The sequence below is a fragment of the Fluctibacter halophilus genome (genome assembly GCF_020687825.1).
In the GTDB taxonomy this organism is placed as follows: domain Bacteria; phylum Pseudomonadota; class Gammaproteobacteria; order Enterobacterales; family Alteromonadaceae; genus Fluctibacter; species Fluctibacter halophilus.
Map to the genome: position 1 here is coordinate 191688 of NZ_JAJEWP010000003.1, position 21526 is coordinate 213213.

The 21526-nt window shown below is 53.6% G+C and carries 24 protein-coding genes; 5 read left to right on the forward strand and 19 right to left on the reverse strand.

The genetic code is table 11. The features are described 5' to 3' along the window. Positions 1–54 precede the first annotated feature (54 nt). From LJ739_RS19150 to LJ739_RS12590, 15 genes are all read right to left on the reverse strand, one after another. Positions 55–2088, reverse strand: a complete 2034-nt coding sequence (locus LJ739_RS19150) for a M3 family metallopeptidase (protein WP_229160981.1) — start codon at positions 2086–2088, stop codon at positions 55–57. 103 nt (positions 2089–2191) lie between these two features. Next, a complete protein-coding gene (locus tag LJ739_RS12525; protein ID WP_229160982.1) occupies positions 2192–3892 on the reverse strand; it encodes an ArnT family glycosyltransferase in 1701 nt (566 codons plus the stop codon). A gap of 19 nt (positions 3893–3911) precedes the next feature. Next, positions 3912–4607, reverse strand: a complete 696-nt coding sequence (locus tag LJ739_RS12530; protein ID WP_229160983.1) for a TVP38/TMEM64 family protein — start codon at positions 4605–4607, stop codon at positions 3912–3914. Continuing rightward, complete coding sequence (locus tag LJ739_RS12535; protein WP_229160984.1) at positions 4604–5335, reverse strand: glycosyltransferase family 2 protein; 732 nt, start codon at positions 5333–5335, stop codon at positions 4604–4606. The genes LJ739_RS12530 and LJ739_RS12535 overlap by 4 nt, the downstream gene beginning before the upstream one ends. A 77-nt stretch (positions 5336–5412) precedes the next feature. Further along, positions 5413–7038 carry a ShlB/FhaC/HecB family hemolysin secretion/activation protein gene (locus LJ739_RS12540; RefSeq protein WP_229160985.1) on the reverse strand — a complete coding sequence of 542 codons (1626 nt, stop codon included), beginning with the start codon at positions 7036–7038 and terminating at the stop codon, positions 5413–5415. A gap of 66 nt (positions 7039–7104) precedes the next feature. After that, positions 7105–7755 carry a tetratricopeptide repeat protein gene (locus LJ739_RS12545; protein WP_229160986.1) on the reverse strand — a complete coding sequence of 217 codons (651 nt, stop codon included), beginning with the start codon at positions 7753–7755 and terminating at the stop codon, positions 7105–7107. Beyond that, the gene (locus LJ739_RS12550) at positions 7752–8561 is read right to left on the reverse strand and encodes an SDR family oxidoreductase (protein WP_229160987.1); all 810 of its coding nucleotides are present in this window, start codon (positions 8559–8561) and stop codon (positions 7752–7754) included. Before LJ739_RS12550 ends, LJ739_RS12545 begins: the two co-directional genes overlap by 4 nt. A gap of 8 nt (positions 8562–8569) precedes the next feature. Beyond that, positions 8570–9241 carry a TenA family transcriptional regulator gene (locus LJ739_RS12555; protein ID WP_229160989.1) on the reverse strand — a complete coding sequence of 224 codons (672 nt, stop codon included), beginning with the start codon at positions 9239–9241 and terminating at the stop codon, positions 8570–8572. After that, positions 9219–10691, reverse strand: a complete 1473-nt coding sequence (locus LJ739_RS12560; protein ID WP_229160991.1) for an AMP-binding protein — start codon at positions 10689–10691, stop codon at positions 9219–9221. Before LJ739_RS12560 ends, LJ739_RS12555 begins: the two co-directional genes overlap by 23 nt. Further along, positions 10688–11377, reverse strand: coding sequence for a thermostable hemolysin (locus LJ739_RS12565; RefSeq protein WP_229160992.1), 690 nt, complete (start codon positions 11375–11377; stop codon positions 10688–10690). The genes LJ739_RS12560 and LJ739_RS12565 overlap by 4 nt, the downstream gene beginning before the upstream one ends. A gap of 79 nt (positions 11378–11456) precedes the next feature. Beyond that, complete coding sequence (locus LJ739_RS12570) at positions 11457–12131, reverse strand: hypothetical protein (protein ID WP_229161210.1); 675 nt, start codon at positions 12129–12131, stop codon at positions 11457–11459. Between the two features lie 26 nt (positions 12132–12157). Continuing rightward, positions 12158–12910: an FTR1 family protein gene (locus LJ739_RS12575; RefSeq protein ID WP_229160994.1), complete on the reverse strand. Its 753-nt coding sequence runs from the start codon at positions 12908–12910 to the stop codon at positions 12158–12160. Next, a complete protein-coding gene (locus LJ739_RS12580) occupies positions 12900–13253 on the reverse strand; it encodes a cupredoxin domain-containing protein (RefSeq protein ID WP_229160996.1) in 354 nt (117 codons plus the stop codon). The genes LJ739_RS12575 and LJ739_RS12580 overlap by 11 nt, the downstream gene beginning before the upstream one ends. Next, positions 13243–14553 (reverse strand): sensor histidine kinase, encoded by a 1311-nt coding sequence (locus tag LJ739_RS12585; RefSeq protein ID WP_229160998.1) that lies wholly within the window; start codon positions 14551–14553, stop codon positions 13243–13245. The genes LJ739_RS12580 and LJ739_RS12585 overlap by 11 nt, the downstream gene beginning before the upstream one ends. Positions 14554–14561: 8 nt before the next feature. Further along, positions 14562–15230 (reverse strand): response regulator, encoded by a 669-nt coding sequence (locus tag LJ739_RS12590; protein ID WP_229161000.1) that lies wholly within the window; start codon positions 15228–15230, stop codon positions 14562–14564. 134 nt (positions 15231–15364) lie between these two features. Here LJ739_RS12590 and LJ739_RS12595 point away from each other — a divergent pair, with 134 nt between their 5' ends. Both LJ739_RS12595 and LJ739_RS12600 read left to right on the forward strand, forming a co-directional pair. Then, complete coding sequence (locus LJ739_RS12595; RefSeq protein WP_229161002.1) at positions 15365–15895, forward strand: cytochrome b; 531 nt, start codon at positions 15365–15367, stop codon at positions 15893–15895. A 2-nt stretch (positions 15896–15897) separates the two neighbouring features. After that, positions 15898–16401, forward strand: coding sequence for an AAA family ATPase (locus LJ739_RS12600; protein WP_229161004.1), 504 nt, complete (start codon positions 15898–15900; stop codon positions 16399–16401). Positions 16402–16450: 49 nt separating this feature from the next. On the opposite strand, the gene LJ739_RS12605 is transcribed toward LJ739_RS12600, so the two are convergent. The 4 genes from LJ739_RS12605 to aroQ all read right to left on the reverse strand — a co-directional run bounded on the left by LJ739_RS12605 (position 16451) and on the right by aroQ (position 19578). After that, a complete protein-coding gene (locus LJ739_RS12605) occupies positions 16451–17107 on the reverse strand; it encodes an OmpW/AlkL family protein (RefSeq protein WP_229161006.1) in 657 nt (218 codons plus the stop codon). A gap of 142 nt (positions 17108–17249) precedes the next feature. Beyond that, positions 17250–18593: an acetyl-CoA carboxylase biotin carboxylase subunit gene (accC, locus tag LJ739_RS12610; RefSeq protein WP_229161008.1), complete on the reverse strand. Its 1344-nt coding sequence runs from the start codon at positions 18591–18593 to the stop codon at positions 17250–17252. Between the two features lie 13 nt (positions 18594–18606). Continuing rightward, positions 18607–19065 (reverse strand): acetyl-CoA carboxylase biotin carboxyl carrier protein, encoded by a 459-nt coding sequence (gene accB, locus LJ739_RS12615; RefSeq protein ID WP_229161010.1) that lies wholly within the window; start codon positions 19063–19065, stop codon positions 18607–18609. A 33-nt stretch (positions 19066–19098) separates the two neighbouring features. Beyond that, entirely contained in the window at positions 19099–19578 is a 480-nt protein-coding gene (gene aroQ / locus LJ739_RS12620; protein WP_229161012.1) for a type II 3-dehydroquinate dehydratase, read from the reverse strand. A 233-nt stretch (positions 19579–19811) separates the two neighbouring features. On the opposite strand from aroQ, the gene LJ739_RS12625 reads away from it, so the two are divergent. Genes LJ739_RS12625 through upp form a run of 3 tightly spaced genes read left to right on the forward strand, consistent with a single transcriptional unit; the run spans position 19812 to position 21492 of the window. Then, positions 19812–20264 carry an SRPBCC family protein gene (locus tag LJ739_RS12625; protein ID WP_229161014.1) on the forward strand — a complete coding sequence of 151 codons (453 nt, stop codon included), beginning with the start codon at positions 19812–19814 and terminating at the stop codon, positions 20262–20264. Beyond that, positions 20261–20866, forward strand: coding sequence for an acyl carrier protein phosphodiesterase (locus LJ739_RS12630; protein WP_229161015.1), 606 nt, complete (start codon positions 20261–20263; stop codon positions 20864–20866). The genes LJ739_RS12625 and LJ739_RS12630 overlap by 4 nt, the downstream gene beginning before the upstream one ends. After that, on the forward strand, positions 20863–21492 hold the full coding sequence (gene upp / locus LJ739_RS12635) for a uracil phosphoribosyltransferase (protein WP_229161018.1): 630 nt from the start codon (positions 20863–20865) through the stop codon (positions 21490–21492). The genes LJ739_RS12630 and upp overlap by 4 nt, the downstream gene beginning before the upstream one ends. Positions 21493–21526 lie beyond the last annotated feature (34 nt).

Below are 21526 nucleotides of genomic sequence, written 5' to 3' on the forward strand. Positions count from 1 at the left end.
CTGGTAAGTTGAACGGAATCGCCTGGGTAAAAATACACAGACGATTCCTGCATGTTACAGGGCTTTTAACGACTCAATATAGGCATCCGGACTAAACGGACGGCCCAGGAACTCGGCGACGAATTCTCTGGCTGGCTTACTGCCAGCTGCGCCCAGCACCTTCTCGCGGTAGGCGGTTGCGACGTCCTGGTTACGCATGCCCTGTTGCTCGAACACCGAGAACAGGTCGGTGGCTATGGCCAATGACCACTGATAGGTGTAGTAGTTGGACGAGTAACCATTGAGGTGACCGAAGTTGGCGTAGAAGTGTGTGCCTTCGACATAAGGATACGGTGCGTAGGTTTCCTGTAAAGCCAGCATCAGCGGCTCCAGCTCGAAGGTAGACGGATCCCGGTTGTAGTAGTTCAGGGATAGATTGGCATAGAAGATTTGTGTCGCCGTGCCAGTCGCCTTACCAAAGTCGCGGGCTTTGTTCATCTTGTCGACCAGTGCTTTGGGGATCGGTTCACCGGCGGCGTTGGTGGCGAAGCCTTTGAGGGTGTCATAGTCCCAAATCCATTCTTCCAGCATCTGCGACGGGGCTTCGACAAAGTCTCGCTCCATGCTCATACCTGCCACACCAAACCACTGCTGGTTACCTGAAAACATGTTGTGCAGCAGGTGACCGAACTCGTGCAGGAAGGTTTCTACCTGACCATGCTCCATCAGACCTTTGGGAAAGTTCTGGGCCAGACCCGAGAGTGGAATTTGGCGATCTTTGAGTCCGGTGCGCAACGTCCAGTGCGCCGCATGCTTGTATTTGTTCGGACGCGGGTGGTTATCCATGTAAAAGCGGCCGAGTAACTGACCGTCTTCGAGGATTTCGAAGGTCTCGACATCTTCATGCCAGGTTTCCGTTTCCCACGGTCGGATTTCTACGCCAAACAAATCTTCAGTCAACTGGAAAATGCCTTTGCGTACCTTGTCATAGCTGAAGTACTGACGCACTTCCTTGCTGTCCAGGGCATATTGTTCCTGACGCAGCAAATTCATCAGGTAGCCGGCCTGCCAGACCTGTACCTGCTCTGCGGTCGGTTCAATCGCTTTCAGGCGCTCGAGTAAAATGGCCAGTTCCCGTTTTACCGGCTCATCCAGCGCTTCACCTACCTTGGCGAGAAACGCCTGGGCATTGTCAGGATTGCCAATCATCTTATCGGCCATGGACAGGGCGGCAAAGTTCTCAAAGCCCAGCAGGTTGGCCAGCTCATGACGCTTTTCAATCAACGATTTCAGCACGTCGGCATTCTGCGGATACCCCCGGGAGCGCGCCGCAATGCGCAGTTCTTTGCGCACATCATCGTTCTCGGCATAGGTCATTACCGGATACAGATCCGGATAGTCCGTTGAGATAGTAATGTTGCCATCAGCATCGGCCGGATGATCATCCAGATAATCCTGTGGCAGGCCCGCCAATTGCTCGGCGGTGACGGTAATGTGGCGAACGTCTTCACGAATGTTCTGGTTAAACACATTGCCGATTTCGGTAATGTCTTTAAGCAGGGCGCGGATTTTGTCGCGGGTTTGTTGATCTTTGTCCATGCCAGCACGCTCATAATTTTCCAGCGTTTGTTTGAGCATATGACGTTGCACTTCGCTTAATGGCGCGGTATCGATGGCGGCCAGTCGCTCGTAGTACGGCTTCGACAAATTGACCCGGGCCGCATAATCAGAATACTGCTGTCCGCATTGGGTAGCGGCGTCCCGGACATCGGCATCCGGGTGTACGGCTTTGATATACCAGCTGTGCTGAATTTGCTGCAGATCAAAATTAATCTGCTCATAGGCGCCAATCACGCTGTCCCAGCTTGCCGGGGTGGTCGCGGATTCAATCGCACTGAAGTCGTCATTGGCCTTGGCCAGAACGGCGTCACACAAGGTGGTGAGCTGCTGGGCACTCAGTGACGGGTCGATACCGTCCGTCAGGCGCTGATCGTTTTGCACCATCGCCGTTGCGCTGGCAGAGGTAGTGTTGGTATCGCTGATGGTCGTGGTTGTCTGACAGGCACTCAGTACCAATGCAGCCACAGGGGTCAGAAGGCGTAACTTCACGAGGTTTATCCTTTGAGTCGGTTAATCGTAGCAAAGTTAGTGTACGCATTAGCCGATGGCCTGTCTAAACAGGGCGATCTCAAAGGGTAAGGAATTGTTTCCGTCAGGGATTGGACGTGTAAATGTGCACGCTGTCGTCTGGGATGTCGCAGTTGGCAGACTTTGCCGTCAGTCCGAGGGCGTACCAATGTGCTCTATGGGCGAAGCCGAGATCCACAGCGTTGTTCAGTGAGAAGCACTCTGGTGCGGTTTCATCGCTGGCGATAATGACCTGATGATCGTTCTGCAACCATTGCCATGCCGCGCGCCATTGCTGTTGTTCGGGGGTGTGGTAACCGAAATGGGTCACCGGATGTGGTGAAAACAGAATAAATTGTTCGGAGAAGTTGACCAGCCCAATTGCCCGAGTGTCCGGTAACATTTCGCTAAGCTGCTGGAACACCGGTTTCGGGGTTTTTACCGCGCCCAGAAGCATGTATCCCCAGGTGCTGTAGATCAGCCACAGGATACTGATTACCATTGGCCAGGTGGCTAAGGGTAGACGCTTGCGGGTATACAGCGCCGCGACTAAACCCAATCCCCCTACTGTCGTCAACATGGCCCAGGGCGAAATGTCATGTTTGGCTGCCAGCTTGATGGCAAAGGCAGCATCAAACAGGCCTCCAAGCCCGAGGACGAGCAGCACCAAAGCCAGCACAACACACAGACTCCAGAGCAAACGACGGAACCAACGGCTGGCTGTGATTTCCTCGTAGAACGGCGCCAATGCAAGGGTCAGCATCGGCAATGCTGGCAGTACATAGACACCGCGCTTGCCGGGACTGAGACTAAAAAACACCACCAACAGCAGGGTAAACCCCAATGGCAGAAGAGTGCGCAGATCATTGTCAGCCCAGGCCTGACGCCAATGTTTTAGTGCAAAGGGGATCGCCACCGACAGGGGTAGCCAGAATACCGGTATGACAGAGACCACGTAGTACCAGAAGGGCTTGATGTGGTGCCAGGAATCGGCATAACGGGTCACGGTTTGCTTGAACAGGATATTATCGCGGTAGGCGGTAAACAGTGGGTCGTTGTAGGCGTCAACCAGCACTAGCATGGGGACAAACCAGGTGGCGATGGCCAGCAGCATCGACAACGGCGCAATGACCCAACGCCAGCTCCATTGCATGGGCTGGTTGGTTTCCCGTCGGATCCGCATGCGTACAATGGCAAAAGGTATGAGCATCAACAAGGGCAAAAAACCGACGCCTTTGGTGATCACGCCAACACCCATTGCCGCCCCCGCCAGCCCATACCATCGCCACCCCTGTTCCAGGATCAAGAAGCGCAGCAGGGCGTAGCATCCCAGGGTGATCCAAAAGCAGACCAACGCGTCTATCTGTGCGGTCTTGGCTTGCAGGGTGAATTGCACCGTAAATAGCAGGATTGCACTGGCACGAAAGGCGGTAACAGGTGACCAAAGACGTCGGGCGATGTCATAAACGAGGGCCAGAGTACCGAATCCGGCCAGTAAGCTGGGTAGCAGGAATGCCACCGTAATCGAGCCTGTCAGCGCATAGAACGCGGCAATACTCCACATGAACACTGGTGGTTTGTCAGGGTACAGTTCGCCACCGCGCATGGGGAAAAACCATTGGCCGCTATCAACCATTTGCTTGGCAATTAACGCGAAACGGGGCTCATCCGCCGGCCACGGATCACGCAAACCCAGTCCGGTTGCAAGCAGCAACACACCAAAAACGGTCAGCCAAATCAGGTTTTCGCGGTGATTGTGGCCCGTGATGGTCAATGGGTTATACATGCACTCGGTCTCTCTGGCATCAGGTGGACTGGTTGACGGCATCGGTTGCCGATACGGGAGAATTCTGTTGCTTGCTGTAACGCCGGTAAAGGTGCCAACTGAGGAGGCTCGACAGTACAAAAAGGGCCACACTGAGCATGACCTTCCACATCGACTGGATCACAATGCCTTTGCCCATCAGGGCAAAAATCGCCATCTGCGGGATGTAGCCAATCAAGGAGCCTGCGATAAACGCCGGCCCCGAAACATGGGTGACCCCGGCGATCAGGTTAGTGATCAGGTTATTGCCTACCGGAAACAATCGGATCAACATGGCCTGCATCATCGGTTGGTAGGCCAGAAAACGGTCGATACGAACAATCCGTTGGCCAAAGCGGGCATGTATCAGTTCGCGAATGCTCAGTCGTGCACTGTAAAACGACAGCACACAGCCAAACGTGACTGCCAGGGTGGATAATGCCGTGCCAACGACGAAGCCAAATGCGTAGCCGCCCAGAAAAGCGATCAGCTGACGGGGCACACCCACCGCGCAGGCCAGCGCGCCCATCACCAGATAAGTGCCGATCCCCTGCAGGCCGTTGTGGCGAATGTGTACATCAATCCATTCGCTGTTGAGGCTGTGCAAGGCCGGATGGGTAGCCAGCAGCCAGCCACCGACCAGAAACAGGGTTAACGACACAAAGGGTTTGAGTCGCCGCTTCAGATACCCTTTCACTGCGACGGGTCCGTCTCGGTTACCAGCTCGGGAAGTTTGGCGCGACGCTGCAACCACATCACGCCGAACATATCGACAATGCCGACCCACAAGCGGCTGAGCATGGTGTAGTTGGATGTGCCTGCCATACGGTCCCGGTGATGCACTTCGACAATCACGATGCTCCCGCCCAGGCGCCGGATCAGTGCCGGTATGAAGCGGTGCATGTGATCAAAATAGGGCAGTTCCAGAAAGGTGTGGCGCGGAAAAATTTTCAAACCACAGCCGGTGTCCGGCGTGCCGTCTTTGAGTAACGCGGCGCGGATGCGGTTAGCAAAACGCGACTGGAAGCGTTTCCAGGCGGTGTCTTTGCGGTTTTTACGGTAGCCGGCAATGCAGAAGTGACCGCCTTCGGTCTGCTGTCGGGCTTGTTCAAGCATGTTGGGAATGTCGGACGGCGCGTTCTGACCATCGGCGTCCATGGTGCAAATCCACTCCCCTTTGGCGTGCTGAACGCCGGTGCGGACCGCCGTGCTTTGTCCGGTGGAGACGCGGTGGCTGATAACCCTCAGGTGCGTATCACCGGCGTTTTGCAGCCCTTGGATCCGGGCCAAAGTGTCATCTTCACTACCATCATTGACGTAGACAATTTCATAGCGGATTTCATTGCCCAGGGCCTGATGTATCTCAGCCACCAGGGGGGCAATGTTGTCTGCTTCATTTTTAGCAGGTATCACGATGGAGAGCATAGTTCACCGTCTGTTTTTCAAATCGGGCGAGGTTATCTTCGCAACCTTAAGAGAACCTTAACCTTATTGGTTATAAATTAGAACCGCTGTTTAACTTCCAGACGCCATTCCCAGGAATCCACCCCTGGGCCGCTGCTTAGCGGCTTGATCACATCCATATGGATCACGCTACGGTGACTTGAACGACTCGAGTACAGACGAACACCCGCGCCGACACTTGCCAGTGGGCCAGACTGTTCGTTGTCGTGTGCATCAGCACCGCCATTCGCCCTGCCCACATCAACAAACGCCGCATAACCGACATCCAGTAGTTGCCATAGATTGGTCTGCGGGTACATGCGTAATTCGGCGCTGGCGGACCAGCGTCGGTCACCGTGCTGGTATTGCAACGGGTAACCACGTACTCCCGTATCGCCATCGATGACCAAAGGTTGATCAGCAAAGGGATGATTCACCCTGGTGGTTGCGACCCGTGTGTAGCTGCTGAAAAGGGGGGATAACCTTTGAATATATTCGAGTTGGGTGCTGATTTGCGCATGATCTTCGTCGCTGATCCCGTTCTGCCAGTAACCATTCAACGACCAGAATAGCCAGCCATTGCCGAGATCGGTGCCACTGTTCAGATCCAGCATAACGTGTTGACCACCCGCGCCTTCCTGGGGTTGATTACGTTGCTCAATACCGACCTTAACGGTGCCGTGCCAGCCCAGATTGATGTCCTCGGTCTGGCCAATCAGGTGAATGTCCTGCAGCGCACGATAGTCAGACTCCAATAGCGAGATGCCCAGCCAACCAAATCGGTAGTGGCGATCCTGCGGTAGCCACAGCTGCTCAGAGGGATCCCTGTCCACGGGTATTGTGAACATATATTCTTCATCAACAACGCCGGTCATCAAGCGCGCGACCCAATTGTCATGGTGCCAGACGCGCCAGCCGGCAGACAGTGCGTAACGGTGTTGCTGTTGGTTCAAGTGATTGCGGGTTTCACCGTTCTGGTAATAGGTTTGTTCAGCATCAAGTTGCAGTGCTTCGGCGCGGAACATGTGTTTAGCCTGGGTCTGGTAAAAAGGATTGTCGAACACCACTTGCCTGGATTGGCCATCATCGTTTTGCTGATAATCCAGTAACAGCGTTGAATGAGGAATGAACGACACCGGCAGTAGCAACGTGCCCTGAAAACCGCTGCGCTGGTTGTCATCATTGTAACGGATCCGGGTACGGATCCCCTTGCCCAGGAAATTGTCTTCTTTGATCCCCAGTGCCAGGGTGTTGGTGCCACTGGTGCGCCCAAAACTGATGGTCGGTAGCAGTGACCAGTTATCCCAGGTTTCGACCACCACTTCCTGGTTGCCGCCGGCATCACACTGTGACACCAGGCGTACGTTAGCATCACGGATGTAGGGTTGTGCGCGGATCAAGCGTTCCGCTTCGGCCAAGTCATCGCTGGCCACAGTATCTCCCTGGGCGAAGGGCAGGCGTTCTTCGACCACGTCCGGTTCGGTGCGGATGTGCATCCAGTTGGCGAATTGATGCAGCCAGCCATAATCAGGGTGTTGCTCATCGAAAATCGCGTGATTGATCACCCTGAGGTGATCCACGGTGATACTGTCCTGGCTGGTATCAGCACAAGGAGGAGGTTGTTGGTCCGCCAACGCAGTGGTGGAATGTACGATCAAAAGACCGAACAGTGATCTGTACAACACGATACACCTCCGTCACCTGCTTGCCGGGAAGCGAGCGATGCACAACAGTGCATCGCGTCGATCGGATCAAAGTTTGGCGTTGATTTTTGCCATCAACGTATCAATTTCAGTATGACGGCCACTGTCTGCCAGTGGACGCAGAGGACGGGCGGGCGCTTGCTTCGCGATGGTCAGATACTTTTTGGCATCTTCATATTCGCGCTCGTCATACAGAAATTCGGCGAAGAAATAGTTAGGGTCGATCCCTTCAGGGTTAACTTTCAACGCTTCGGTCAATAGCTGTCGCGCTTTCTTATCGCTGCCAAAGCCGATCGGCCAGCCGGGAACTTTATGATACAGCACGCCCAGACTGGTCATGGCAGAACCCGACAAGGCATTGGGATCAATTTTCAGCGCATGCTCAAGGGATTTGCGCGCCGCTTTGGCATACTTCAGGGCACCCAGTCCGCCAACAGCACCGGCCGTGCTACTCTGGGTTATCCCCAGCCAGATCCAGCCAGCGGCATCGTCCGGATGACTATTGGTATAGTGCTCTGCCTGCTCAATCAGCACCAGGAAGGCGTCTTCTTGTGCATCTTCCTCGAGGGTGTAGTTCACCTCAGCCCAGCGGGTTTGTATGCCCTGTACATCCAACGGGGCTTGTGAGATTGCGGTTTCAGCCAGGGTGTGAAAGCACACCATGGCCGCCAACAAAGGTAAAAGTTTGATCAGTTTCATAGGTTTGACTCCACGGAGTGTTGGCCGGCAAAGCGTTTGATGGTGGCGAGCTTTTTCGCCAGTGCATTGTCGACAAGGTAGGGAAATGCGCCGTTAATGCGTGCGAACAGCTTTTCAGGAAAGCCAATGAACTTTCGTGCACGCAATGACGACAGTTGTTCAATCAGGGCCTCGGCCACTACGGCAGGGGGATCCATGGTGTTACCAAGGGCGGCGTTCATGCCGATAACCTGCTCGGAGTTGATCGCAGTTTGTGTTGCCCGGGGCGCCAGATACATCACGTGTACAGAGCTGTCCTGCAGCTCCCTGTGCAGGGCTTCGGTAAATCCACGCAGCCCGAATTTACTGGCGCAATACAGACTATGGCAGGCAAAACCGATGCTGCCGAAGGTTGAGCCTACATTCACAATATAGGCCTGAGACTGTTGTTTTAGGTCAGGCAACAACTGTTGGGTCAGCCACATCGGGGCCAACAGGTTGGTTTGCATGACCCGTTCAATGTCGTCTGCGGCCAAATGCTCCAGATCACCTACAGCAGAGACGCCGGCATTATTGATTAACATGGTTACCGGCAGCAGTGCCGGGATTGCGTCCTCGACCATTTGCCGACCCTGAGCGGTGCTCAAATCACCTACCAGAATATGATGGTCGCCGGGCAGCGCATGCTGTAGTCGCTTTAGGCTAACCTCGTCCCGACCTTGCAGGATCAGGGTTACCCCACGGTCGGCGAGACGGCGGGCGATGGCCTGGCCAATACCGCCGGTTGCCCCGGTGAGTAAGCAGCGTTGTTGTTGCCATTGCATCATGGTGCTCCTTATGCCGCCGCTGCGATGCCGTGTTGGCTTTGCAACTGGTGGAAAATGTTGCCGTACAAATGGAAGAACATGTTGGCACTGTGCAGGATCAGGGCTTGTTCTTCGGGATCGGTGATCTTGTTCATCAGGTTTTCATAAAAGACTATGTGTTCTTGGTCCAGAGCACCGTGAGATGTCAGGTAGCTAAAGGCTTTTTTGGGTAAACCCAGGGTGCCACCAATGGCTTTGGCGGCATTGTCAGCCAGGGCAATGCTGGTGCCTTCAAGCACAAACACCATGCCAAAGAAAGCCAGTGGATTGACCCGGTTCACGCAATCATAGGCATAAGAGACCATCAGTTCAGTGGCCGCTGAAGGCTGGCTGCGCCGCGCCTGTTCTTTGTCATAACCACAGGCGGCAATGTCATTCAGGATCCACTCCTGATGGCCCATTTCTTCTTCGATGTATTCACCGACCGCTTCGCGCAGCCATTCTTTGGATTCCGGTAGTCGACTGCCAACGGCCATCAGCAGAGGGACGGTATGCTTTACGTGGTGATAGGCCTGCTGCAAAAAGGCAACGTAGTCATTCAAATCGATATCGCCACGGAAACAGCGCTGAATGATCGGTGCACTGAGCAGGTATTCTCTTGCTTGTTGGGTTTCATGTTCAAGACGTTGATACAACAACATGTCTGTGCTCCTGTTGAGGGAAATGGGATAAGGCATACAGCGCTTCAATCGTATCGCTGTATGCAGCCTGGATTGATGAGCGCCGTGGGCGCATATTGTCTGTCAGCAATCCGGCGTCACTGGTCAAAGGGTGTTTCAATACATGCCAGCGTTGCACCTGCGCATAGTCAGGAAGCTGGCGATTTACGCTATCGATCGCGGCTGACATCTGTTGTTCAGTGACCAACGGGCTTGCCGGGTACAGCAAGGCGACGCAATAGGGTTTTGCCTCACCAAACACCACCACTTGTTTAAACAGGCCGGTGGCGATGATTTCAGCTTCAACCCACTCCGGTGACAGGTTGCGCCCGAAAGAGTTGATCAATTGGTTTTTGCGACGGCCTTTGATGGTCAGGTTGCCGTTGTGAAGGCTTACCAGGTCACCGGTATACACTTCTTTGGGGTACCAGCTGTCGGGTTCGCCGAGATAACCCAGAAACAGGTTGCCGGACAACACCAGTTCATCGTCTTCGATGCGCAGGCTGTGGCAACCCAGTAGTGGACCGACGCTGCCAGGGGTGTTCTGGGCGGGGGTGTTCAGTGTCACCACTGAACAGCATTCAGATAACCCATAGCCCTGATAGACCGGTATCCCCGCCTGGGTTGCTGCGAGCAACAGTTGTGTTGACACTTTGCCGCCGCCGACGGCGACAAACTGCAATGATGTGGGGGGTTGCCAGCCTTGCTGCGTGGCTAATACCAGTGCATGCAGTAATTCAGGCACCAGTATCAGCGACGTGGGCTGATAGCGGCTGATGCACCCCAACAAACCCTTCAGGTCAACCAACTGGCTACCAAAGAATCCTCGTTCTTCATCATTTGGGACAATCACCTGTCCGCCAATGCTCAGCGGTGCATACACGCCTGCGATGTTTTCCAGCAGTGTCGCAAGGGGCAGCAGGCACAGGTGAACAGGGTTACTGTGCTGTGCCGCAGATGCTAGTGCCAGCGCTTGCTGCTGTTGAGATTGATGACTCAAACAGACGCCTTTTGGGGTGCCGGTTGACCCTGAAGTAAAGGTGATTTTTCCCGTACCCCGGGGCATCAAGGCCGGTGTTGACGGGGTAAATGTGCACAAGGCAACGCCGTTAAAAGGACTGTCAGTGGCGGGCCACAATGGATCGTCCGTCCCGACCAGGCAAGCGTCCATGGCCGTTTGCTGTTGCAGGTGCTGGCGTTGCTGGGGTGAGAAAAACGTCGGCACAGGCACACAGCATAGATTGGCTTGTTCACATGCCAGATCAAACAGTACCCATTCAATGCCATTGGGCAGTGCAATACCGAGGGTGCTGATGCCCTTTTCCTGCAACCAGGACTTTCGCTCGGCCACTGCGTCTTGCAGTTGCCCATAGGTCAACTGCCGACGACCATCCGATAACGCGATGCTGTTATTTGTTGCTGTGATCATCATGCCAGGCACCGCAGTTGTTGGTAGACCGCAGCGACATCTTGCTTGAGCAGCTTGTATAAACTGGTCAGCTCCAAGGAGTGGTCAATGGTGCGTTTTACCTGCGCCAGATCCAGCGCAATCACCTGAGGGTTGCTGTCATAATAGCTACCCCAGTGGTCGTCGCTGGGTAACAGTTTACGTGGGTCGGCCGGACACAGACGAACGAGGGACAAGCCCCGACGCTCCAGCAGACGAGCCACTTTGGGCGTCGCACAGAACACCAGGTGCTCAATGCCTGCCTGATGCAGCGCCATGCCGGTCACCAACAACAGCGGTAACGTATAGGCGCTGGATCGGGAGTGCAGGTTGCCGATCTCTGCAACCTGTTCCGCTTGGGCATCAATGCCGTGTTGCGCCAGGGTTTGCTCTACATTGTCCGGCATGTATTGCTCTACGAACAGTCCCTGACGGGCACTGCGCACACCGAGCGCGGCCTGAATCGCATGTCCTTGGGCAAACACCATAACAGGTAAAAAATGGTGGATATCTGCGTTGTAATGGCGAGCAAACCCTTGCTTAACGAAGGTTTCGACGTCTTTTTTACGCTTGGACAATGCCGTCACTGCGCTAACGCGCAGGGCGGGGCGTTGTTCAACGGCGGGTTGCCGGGTTTGCAATGTGCCGGTGTCGGCGATGGCCTGGAACATACATGAGCCTTTTCTGACGAATACAGGCTCAGGTTAGGGGGCGAAACTTAAAGCAACCTTAATGCTGAAAAAAAGTTGTCTAAAATTCGTATTCCAGCGCGAAGCGCAGGCTGTGATCTTTACTGTCGCCGTTCAGGCCGGCGATAAATCCAACCTCCCACTTCAGCTGTTTTTGACCTTCGTAGCGGTGCACGCCCATAAACGCAGGGCCAATGCCGACGTAATCTTCGCCGGCATACAGCTCGACGGCAGGTTGAAGCCAGGGTTGCCAGCGATAGCGATACTGTAGGCGTAATTCGCTTTCGATTTCGTTGTCGATATCCTGCCCCCACTCATATTTCACCATCAGGTTGGTGGTCAGGCTGGTGGGGCCAAACTCCTTTTCAATCAGCAGCCCGGTGGTGAATTCCCAGATATCTTTGTCGTGTTGCTTTTCGACTTCAAACAGGACACCGAGATCGGCCCAGTATTTGCCCTGTTCGGTCAGCATCCAACGCACTTCCACTTCTGCGCCTTCAAGACCAAAGTCATCGCTGTTGTCCCGAGCGGCAACAATGTAGGTTTCCACGGTCACATACTCACTGACCCAGTGACCGAATGCGAAGCGTTGCGTAAGGATATTGCCATCATCGTTCTGACGAGAGGTAAAGCGCCACTCAACTTCTCGTTCGTAGGGCAATACGTAAGGATGGTAAACCCGATCGACAGCAAAATTATCGGCCCGAACAAGCGCTGGCAGGAGGCACAGCAGCATACTTCCCAAAACGGACAGACGAGAGATCATTGAGCAGCCTCCTTGATAGTTGTGGCACGGTGTTCAGAGTGCGAGGCGCGTTGAGCAAAATACAGGGAAACACTGACAAACAGGGCATACAGCAGCAAGTAGGCCAGTGACGGTGTGGCTTCATACCCAAACAACGCTTTGGCGAGGTGACCGTATTCACTGGTGTCACGCAACAATGCATTGCTGTCCCATACCTGAACCTGTTCCGGCAGCCAGTTGACTTGCGCCAGCAGCGGCGCTATGCCTGCGCTTTGGCCGGCGACAAATAAACACAGCACACGCCTGCGCCACAGCAACGAGGCAGACGACAATGCGAGGAACAGCAGGACGGCAATGCTCAGGCAAATGCCAACCCCCAGCGCAGTGCCAACGGACAATGCCGGCGTACCCTGTTGGTGGGCCCAATAGCCCAATACATAGATGGTAAAACTGGTGCCGTTGGTTGCCAGCACCAGGGTTGTCATTGCAGCCAACATTTTGTGGGTCAAATCAGGCCGCGTTAGATAGGCAATCAGCGCGACAAACAGCAAGGTGTGTAACAGCATCTGCAGCAGTTCATACCCTGCACCTTCGAACCATTCGCTGACAGACGCCACATTGATAAAGATCACAACCAGCAGCAGTATCCCGCTTAACAGCCCGTGCAGCAACCAGCGCTTCCAGTGGGGGTTGATGGACCACAGCAGACCAAGCAGTAAAAACACCGGCAACGCATCGCGTAAAAACAGGATCACGGTATTAATGAGCACGTTGCCACTCCTGTTCCGAAACGACTTCAACCACACCCTGTGCCGTGGCAGGATTGAACTCGCCGAAAAAGCTGTATTTACCTTCAGGCAGTGGCCCCACATATAAACTGGCCTTGCTGTTGGCAAAAACGACTTTTTCACGGTTCAAATCAAAGCTGTCCAGCTCTTCTGGTGTGTTGTCGTGATTGATGAAGGTAATTTTCACCTTTTGATTGGCAGGAATGATCACCGTGGCGGGATAGAACAAGTGTTCTCTGATGTCCACAAAGACTTCCTCTATGGCCAGTAGTTGTGGCGTGACTAAAAGACAAAGTACGCTAAGCCAACGGGGATTAAATCGCATCCTGCGCTCCCGTTTGTGACGGCAGGGTGACGTGTACAGACAGGCCGCCAAGGGATGACGTGTTCAACAGGATGTCGCCGTGATGCAATTCGACAATCTGCTGCACGATGGCCAGGCCCAACCCACTTCCTTCCGTTTGCTGGTGTTGTTCGTGTCGGTAAAAACGTTGCAGGATATCTTGCCGCTTTTGCACCGGCACGCCGGGTCCAGAGTCTTCCACGCACAAATGCACCGCATTGTCCTGCCCGCTGACATGCACATGGATCGTGGCACTGAGCGGGGAATACTTGCTGGCGTTGGCGATCAGGTTCTGCAATAAGGTGTACAGCAGAAAGCGGTTTGAACGCAGCGGTGTTTCAACACTGAACAGTTCTACTTGTTGCCCCTTTTGGTCAATCTGAGGGTACAGATCGGCAATCACAGCCTGTGCAACCTCTTGTGCGTCAACGTCTTCGAGTTGTGCGGCGAACAAGTCGGGGTTGGTGCGGCTGAGCATCAGCAATTGATTAACAACCTGGATCATGCGGTCAGTATCATGTTGCAACTTATCAATCAGCGGCGCTTGTTGCGGTGCGTCTTTACGCAAGTTGTGCAGGTTTATTTTCAGCACGCTTAGCGGCGTGCGTAACTCATGGGCAGCATTGCTGGCAAACTGCTGCTCCCGCGACAACACCCGGGCCAGGCGCGCAAACAGGCTATTTAACGTATCCACCACCGGAGACAGTTCGGCCGGTTGGTTGTTCAGACGCACCGGATCCAATGCTTTCACATCGCGATTATCCAATTGCTCCGCCAGGGCGCGCAGCGGGGACAGCCCTCGGGATACCGACAAATAGATCAGTACCGCAAGAAACGGCATGCTGATCACCAATGGCAGCATGGCCGACAGGATCATATCTTCGGCAAGTTCTACCCGGCTGACCAACGGTTGGGCAACCATGTACCACTGCTGCGGGTCACCGCGGCGAACGTATACTCGCCAGCGCTGGCCACTGAAATTTTGTTCGCTGAATCCCGCCTCAAACGGTGCGATGGGGCGTTCCGAGGTATTTTTGGAACGCAATGCCCAACGGGTATCATGCCAGATTTGCAGTGCGACATTGGCGTGCGTATCGATCACCGCCTGCAGATCATCGCTGCCCAGTACGTCAAGACTGGCCGAAAGTGTGACCAGTTCCGCATCAAACAATTTGGCCGAGCGCTGCATACTGGCCCGATAGCCCTGGATAGCGGCGCTGAACGTGATCAGCACCAGCAGGGAAACGAGTAACAGTGTCAGGTAGCGGCGGATAGAAGTCATTATTGATGTTAGCTGGATACCGGCTTGTTGATACTATAACCCACGCCCCGAATGGTTTTGATGAACCCGTCTGGCAATTTTTTTCGCAAGTTGTGTATGTGTACTTCGATGGCGTTACTGGCCACTTCATCTCCCCACTCGTACAAGGTGGTTTCCAATTGTTGTTTGGAGCGGATACGTCCGACATTTTCCATCAGGGCTTTGAGCAGCATAAACTCCCGACGTGAAAGAGTGAGACCCTGACCATCAACGGTCACTGCGTGGTTGGCTGCATCCAGACTGACCGCGCCGACATCAATGGTGGTACGGTTGCTGGTGCCCAGTCGCCGTTCCATTACCCGCAAACGGGCCAGTAACTCGGTCATGTCGAAGGGCTTGGGCAGGTAGTCATCAGCACCGCTGTCCAAGCCACTGATTTTGTCCGACAAGGTATCGCGGGCGGTCAGTACTAAAATGGGAATATTGTTGTTCTTGTGGCGGACGCGATTGAGTACATCAAGACCATCCATATCCGGCAAGCCTAAATCCAGGATCACCAGTTGTGCGTCACCGGCATCAATGGCCGACAGAGCGTACTTGCCATTGTCAACCCAGTCGATGGCATAGCCTTCTGAGCGCAACGACGCAGAAAGGGCATCTGCCAACGCGCGGTCGTCTTCTACCAACAGTATTCGCATGATCTATCCTGTGTTCGCCGTGACATTAGATGCTAGTATAGTCACCTTAAGGATAGCTTAAGGTATCCATGTACAATAGTCTTTAGCAGCCATTGCTGCCAATGATAAAAAATCAACAAAAACAGGAAAATACAATGAAGAATGGCTATTCATTTTCCCAACGTCTGGTGCATTGGCTGACTCTGCTGGTGATCATTGTGGTGTATCTGGCGATTGAGAATCGTGGTTTGTTTGAGCGTGGCAGTGACGAACGTGCCCTGGTGATGCTGACCCACTTTTACGCGGGCTTCACGATATTGATTTTGGCCATTATCCGTCTGGTATTGCGCATGACTAATAGCGTTGCACCGATTGACCCGCTACCTCCCGTGTGGCTGCAGCGCAGCGCGATGTTGGGTCACGTCTTGTTATATGCATTTTTGTTGGCAATGCCAATCATTGGTCTGGTGATGCTGAATGCAAAAGGCGGCAGTCTGGATCTGTTTGGGGTCTCATTGCCGAGCTTATGGCCCAAAGATCCGGAGATGGCTGAGCAACTGGAAGAACTGCATGAAAGCATCGGCAAGTTTGGCTATGTACTGATTGGTCTGCACGCCGTTGTTGCCCTGGTTCATCACCACGTTCTGAAAGACAACACCCTGACACGGATGACCCGCGGGCGTTGAATATGGCTCGCCTCACCGTCGTCACAGGGCCGCCAGGTGCAGGCAAGAGTACGTATGCCTGTCAGCTGGCCGCTCAGTTGGGCGCGGTATTGCTGGATATGGATGTACTTGCCGGACCGGTGATTGAAGCGGGGCTGCGCCTGGCAGGCGAACATCCGGATGATCGTGACAGCGCGATGTATAAATCCAGCTTCAGAATGCCGGTATATCAGGCGTTGTTTGATGTTGCCCTTCAGAATGTGGCCCATTTGCCGGTGGTGATCGTGGGACCTTTCAGCCGTGAAATTCAGCAACCAGACTGGCATGAACAGCTGGCTGAGCAGTTTCAGTGTGATGTGGATGTGGTGTACATGCTATGTGCGCTGGCGCAACGAAAACGTCGCATGGAGCGACGCCATAGCGCGCGTGATCGCGCCAAACTGGCAGATTGGGCAGGCTACGTGGCAACGCTTGATGCTGAAACGCCGCCACGGTGTGATCATCGAGTGGTGATCAGCGACGAATAAAAAAGCCGGTTCACAGGAACCGGCTTTTTCTATCCTCACCCTCAGCTGCTCAGAAGCGATAGCCCACTGACAGGGTGTAAACCATTGGGTCAATGTCCACGTCCACTTTACCGGCAGTGCCGTTTAAGGTGAAGGTGGCGTCAGTATCAATGTCGATCCAACGGGCACTGGCGTTAACGTGCCATTTGTCATCGATGACGTAATCCATACCGAGCTGGAAGGACAGTCCGAAGGAGTCATCCAGAGAAAGGTCGTCAAAGCCTGCTGCAGCATTGGCATCAGTAAACTCTTCATCAAAGAAAACGGTGTAGTTAACACCGACGCCAACGTAGGGTTGGAACGGTGCGCTGGTATCGTTGAAGTAGTAGTTGGCAGACACGGTCGGTGGCAAATGTTTGGTGCTGCCCAGTGCGCCAACGGTGTTCAGGGTAATGTCATGGGAAAAAGGCGTTGCTGCCAGTACTTCGATGGCCAACTGCGGTGTATAGAAGTACACCAGATTGAGACCCAACTGGGTGTTGTTGTCGACATCAACACCAATGCCAAGATCGGCACCGCCGACAAACACGTTGCTGCTGTCTGCATCAGGTGCAACCGTCGTTACACCACCACGAACCAACCAATCGCCGGTTTCATAGGCTTGCAACGGCAGTGCGGCAACCAGAGCCAAAGCCGTCAGTGTGCGAGTAAAAGTGCGAGTTTTCATGTGTGTTTCTCTTCGTTTGATTAGATGGTGCTAGCCTACTGCTAAGCGACCTACGAAGACTTGATCTGGCGCAAACCTGGGACGTAAACAAAAAAAAAGGACGCAGCTGCGTCCTTTTCAATGGGCTGTCGGTGTGTCGGCGTCAGTTGATGCCGAGCTTCTTCTCCAGGTAGTGGATGTTGGTTCCACCATTGAAGAAGTTTTCATCCGCCATGATGCGTTTCTGCAGCGGGATATTGGTCTTAATCCCTTCCACAACCAGCTCATCCAACGCATGACGCATGCGGGCAATCGCCACATCACGGTTCTCACCGTAGGTGATCAGTTTGCCTATCATAGAGTCATAGTTGGGGGGCACGCTGTAGCCCGCATAAATGTGTGATTCCCAGCGCACGCCAAATCCACCCGGCGAATGGAACATATTGATTTTGCCCGGACTTGGAATGAAGGTGTTGGGATCTTCGGCATTGATCCGACATTCAATCGCGTGACCGCGGATCTGGATGTCTTTTTGTTCCAGCGCCAACGGTTGGCCAGCAGCGATACGCAATTGTTCCTTGATCAGGTCTACACCGGTGATCATTTCTGACACAGGATGCTCTACCTGAATACGGGTGTTCATTTCAATAAAGTAGAATTCACCGTTCTCGTACAGGAACTCGAACGTACCGGCACCGCGATAACCGATTTCGATACAGGCGCGGCGGCATCGTTCGCCAATGCGTTCGCGGGTCTCTGAATTAATGCCCGGGGCGGGTGCCTCTTCGACCACTTTCTGGTGACGACGTTGCATGGAGCAATCCCGCTCACCGAGGTGAATGGCATTGCCCTGTCCATCGGACAGCACCTGAATTTCAATGTGACGTGGATTTTCGAGGAATTTCTCCATGTACACGACGTCATTATTGAACGCAGCACCGGCTTCTGCCTTGGTGGTTTCAATGGCTTTGAGCAATTCCCCTTCACTGCGTACCACGCGCATACCACGACCACCACCGCCGCCTGCGGCTTTGACGATGATAGGGTAGCCGATACGCTTAGCGATGGCTTTGTTGCGGTCAGGATCGTCGGTTAGCGGACCGTCAGAACCCGGTACGCAGGGAACTCCCGCCTTACGCATCGCGTCGATGGCAGACACTTTGTCACCCATCAATGTGATGGTCTCGGCCTTTGGCCCGACGAACACAAACCCGCTTTTCTCAACCGCTTCGGCAAATTCAGCATTTTCTGCCAGGAACCCGTAACCGGGGTGAATGGCAATGCTGTTAGTGACTTCAGCGGCAGCAATGATGCGCGGGATGTTCAGGTAGCTTTCGGACGCGGCGGCCTTTCCGATGCAGATGGATTCATCTGCCAGCAATACATGTTTGAGATCTTTGTCGGCCGTGGAGTGCACCGCTACGGTTTTGATCCCGAGTTCTTTGCACGCGCGCAAGATGCGAAGGGCAATTTCGCCTCGGTTGGCAATGAGCACTTTATCAAGCATAGAGGGTGCCTGCTTATTCAATCACGAACATGGGTTGGTCAAACTCAACGGGTTCCTGGTTTTCAACCAGGATTTCTTTGACGATACCCGCTTTGTCGGCTTCGATTTGGTTCATCATTTTCATCGCTTCAACGATGCACAGGGTGTCACCCACATTGACTTGCTGACCAACCTCAACAAAGGCTTTGGCGCCTGGAGACGATGAACGATAGAACGTACCTACCATCGGAGAGCGAACGATATGGCCGCTAGGCTCTGCCGGTGCCGCAGGTGCTGCAGGGGCAGCCGGAGCCTGTTCGGCCACAGGGGCAGGTGCCATAGGTGCAGGCATTGCGTGAGTGTAGTGCATTGGTGCTGCCTGGCTGCCACCACGGTGGATGCGAACAGATTCTTCGCCTTCAGTGATTTCCAGTTCAGCGATGCCTGATTCTTCAACCAGTTCGATCAGTTTCTTGATTTTTCGGATATCCATACTGTAGTTCTCTAACGCTAGGTGATTATGGCATCACGAGGATGCATGTAGTTGTTCGGCGGCTTGCAATGCAAACCGATAACCTTGTTCGCCAAAACCGCAAATCACGCCTTTGGCAATATCTGATAAATAGGAGTGTTGCCGGAACGGTTCACGAGCATGCACATTGGATAAATGCACTTCAATGAACGGAATGGAAACACTCAGCAGTGCGTCACGCAGGGCGACACTGGTATGGGTGAAAGCGCCGGGATTGATGATGATGACATCCACGTCGCCCATGGCCTGATGAATGGTGTCGATCAGAACATGTTCCGCATTGGATTGCTGATGGATGAGCTCGATGCCCTGTTGCGCGGCGGTTTGCTGCAAATCCGCTACGATATCGGACAGGGTTCTGTCTCCGTACAGGTGGGGCTCACGTTTGCCCAACATGTTGAGGTTGGGGCCATTCAGCAATAAAACTTTCACAATATTGTCGCCATCTTCCAGAAAAACACCATCATTAACCATTTAAACACAGCTTGCGAGAAAAAAATGACCGAGACTGTGTAAATTTTCGCCAGCATGACGTCATAGTTTCCTCATTATAGAGATCAAACCCAGATTAGCAGCAAAATACTGGTCTTATCAGCGAAGATTGGCGCAAAGTTGCCTCAGGTTTGTTTCGATTCAACCTGACTTGCAATCCTATCTGGGTCGTGGGATGTTGACGCTATTCACTTTCTTTGCCGATTGGCGGTTTTGTGCGACCTGAACGACACAAAGTACATTTAACCCTTTGGTTTGACGCGCCCGTCGAGACAATATTTACTGCGCTGGCTGACCACGAGCAGTTTGGGCGCCTGATTGGACAGTCCATTCAACGGGTAAGAGCAGGACAGCCACCTGACCTTAACGGTTTGGGATCGGTTCGACGCATTAAAATAGTGCCGGGGATCTATTTTGAAGAAACCATTACGGCGTTCGAACAACCTTCTTATATTGCCTATCAGGTCACCAAAGGGAGTCCAATCACCGATCATTTGGGTGAGTTGCAGTTCAGTGAACTGAGTGGCCGGACAAGGCTTGACTACACCATTCGCTTTCGCCCCCGATGGCCGATCCCCGGTTGGGGAAGGCTATTGTGCAGCCTGATAGAAAGGCCAATTCGTAAGGGATTGGAACGCTTCGCGGCCTCGTTACTATCTGCTCGATGAACTACCTTGCTCACTTACACCTCGCCGCGGTATCTGGCAGCGACCTGGTTGGTAACTTTCTCGGTGACTTTGTGAAGGGCAGTCAGCTGGATGCTTTCCCTGTTGAGATTCAACACGGGATACGTCTGCACCGCGCCATCGACTCGTTTACCGACCGTCATCCACAGGTGAGAAATACAATGGGGGGGTTCAAGCCGCCGCTGCGTCGGGTTGCTGGCATCGTGCTGGACGTCTATTTCGATCACCTTTTGCTGCGCCACTGGCAGACATTTTCTGAACGCAGTCCCGAGCACTTGGTTGAACAATTTTACCGTCAACTGGCGAACTTTGACTGGCCCGTTACGAAACGCTTTGGTCATGTCCGTGACAGTTTGCTACAGCACCGTTGGTTGCTAAACTATCAACAGCGTGACGGCGTAGAGCAAGCGTTGACCAGCATTCAGCGCCGACTTGGGGATCGTATCATTTTTGCCCGGCAGGCCATGCGGCTCCTGAATGAGCAACACCAGGATATTGAAGCCGGCTTTTTGGCCTTTTACCCTGAGCTTATGACCTATGCCTGTCAGACACATAACATCAATCAGAGAGATGCAACCCCATGACCGTGAAGCACATCGATCACCCGTTATTACGCCATAAAGTCGGCTTGTTGCGGGCAAAGGGCACCAGCAGTAAAGACTTTCGGGAGCTGGCCAGTGAGGTTGGTAATTTGCTCACCTACGAAGCCACGCGGGATCTGCAAACCGAAAAAGTCAGTATTGAGGGCTGGACCGGTGAGCCAATCAAGATTGATAAGATTAAAGGCAAGAAAATCACTGTCGTGCCGATTTTGCGTGCCGGGTTGGGCATGCTGGACGGCGTACTTCAGTTGATCCCCAATGCGAAAATCAGTGTGGTCGGGCTGTATCGAAATGAGCAAACGCTGCAACCCGTGGCATATTTTGACAAAGTGGTTAAAGATGTTGACCAACGAACAGCGCTGATTGTTGACCCTATGCTGGCGACTGGCGGGACGTTAATTGCTACTATTGACTTATTGAAGCAAAAAGGATGTAAGCGCATCATGGGGTTGTTCCTGGTTGCTGCGCCGGAGGGTATTGCAGCGGTTACCGAGGCCCACCCTGATGTCGATATCTATGTTGCCGCCATTGATGAGCGTCTGAACGACAAAGGCTACATATTGCCGGGATTGGGTGATGCCGGAGACAAGATTTTCGGCACTCGCTAACGTCTCCAGAACTTTTTGATTATCAAATGCTTAT

What these genes read in the sequence shown, in the direction of transcription:
- LJ739_RS12555 (WP_229160989.1), bottom strand. Translation starts at nt 9,241, where the DNA reads ATGTTGTTGTATCAACGTCTTGAACATGAAACCCAACAAGCAAGAGAA.
- LJ739_RS12545 (WP_229160986.1), bottom strand. Translation starts at nt 7,755, where the DNA reads ATGAAACTGATCAAACTTTTACCTTTGTTGGCGGCCATGGTGTGCTTT.
- accB (WP_229161010.1), bottom strand. Translation starts at nt 19,065, where the DNA reads ATGGATATCCGAAAAATCAAGAAACTGATCGAACTGGTTGAAGAATCA.
- LJ739_RS12570 (WP_229161210.1), bottom strand. Translation starts at nt 12,131, where the DNA reads ATGCTGCTGTGCCTCCTGCCAGCGCTTGTTCGGGCCGATAATTTTGCT.
- LJ739_RS12595 (WP_229161002.1), top strand. Translation starts at nt 15,365, where the DNA reads ATGAAGAATGGCTATTCATTTTCCCAACGTCTGGTGCATTGGCTGACT.
- LJ739_RS12560 (WP_229160991.1), bottom strand. Translation starts at nt 10,691, where the DNA reads ATGATGATCACAGCAACAAATAACAGCATCGCGTTATCGGATGGTCGT.
- LJ739_RS12605 (WP_229161006.1), bottom strand. Translation starts at nt 17,107, where the DNA reads ATGAAAACTCGCACTTTTACTCGCACACTGACGGCTTTGGCTCTGGTT.
- accC (WP_229161008.1), bottom strand. Translation starts at nt 18,593, where the DNA reads ATGCTTGATAAAGTGCTCATTGCCAACCGAGGCGAAATTGCCCTTCGC.
- LJ739_RS12550 (WP_229160987.1), bottom strand. Translation starts at nt 8,561, where the DNA reads ATGATGCAATGGCAACAACAACGCTGCTTACTCACCGGGGCAACCGGC.
- LJ739_RS12580 (WP_229160996.1), bottom strand. Translation starts at nt 13,253, where the DNA reads ATGCGATTTAATCCCCGTTGGCTTAGCGTACTTTGTCTTTTAGTCACG.
- LJ739_RS12565 (WP_229160992.1), bottom strand. Translation starts at nt 11,377, where the DNA reads ATGTTCCAGGCCATCGCCGACACCGGCACATTGCAAACCCGGCAACCC.
- LJ739_RS12585 (WP_229160998.1), bottom strand. Translation starts at nt 14,553, where the DNA reads ATGACTTCTATCCGCCGCTACCTGACACTGTTACTCGTTTCCCTGCTG.
- LJ739_RS12525 (WP_229160982.1), bottom strand. Translation starts at nt 3,892, where the DNA reads ATGTATAACCCATTGACCATCACGGGCCACAATCACCGCGAAAACCTG.
- aroQ (WP_229161012.1), bottom strand. Translation starts at nt 19,578, where the DNA reads ATGGTTAATGATGGTGTTTTTCTGGAAGATGGCGACAATATTGTGAAA.
- LJ739_RS12600 (WP_229161004.1), top strand. Translation starts at nt 15,898, where the DNA reads ATGGCTCGCCTCACCGTCGTCACAGGGCCGCCAGGTGCAGGCAAGAGT.
- LJ739_RS12590 (WP_229161000.1), bottom strand. Translation starts at nt 15,230, where the DNA reads ATGCGAATACTGTTGGTAGAAGACGACCGCGCGTTGGCAGATGCCCTT.
- upp (WP_229161018.1), top strand. Translation starts at nt 20,863, where the DNA reads ATGACCGTGAAGCACATCGATCACCCGTTATTACGCCATAAAGTCGGC.
- LJ739_RS12630 (WP_229161015.1), top strand. Translation starts at nt 20,261, where the DNA reads ATGAACTACCTTGCTCACTTACACCTCGCCGCGGTATCTGGCAGCGAC.
- LJ739_RS12535 (WP_229160984.1), bottom strand. Translation starts at nt 5,335, where the DNA reads ATGCTCTCCATCGTGATACCTGCTAAAAATGAAGCAGACAACATTGCC.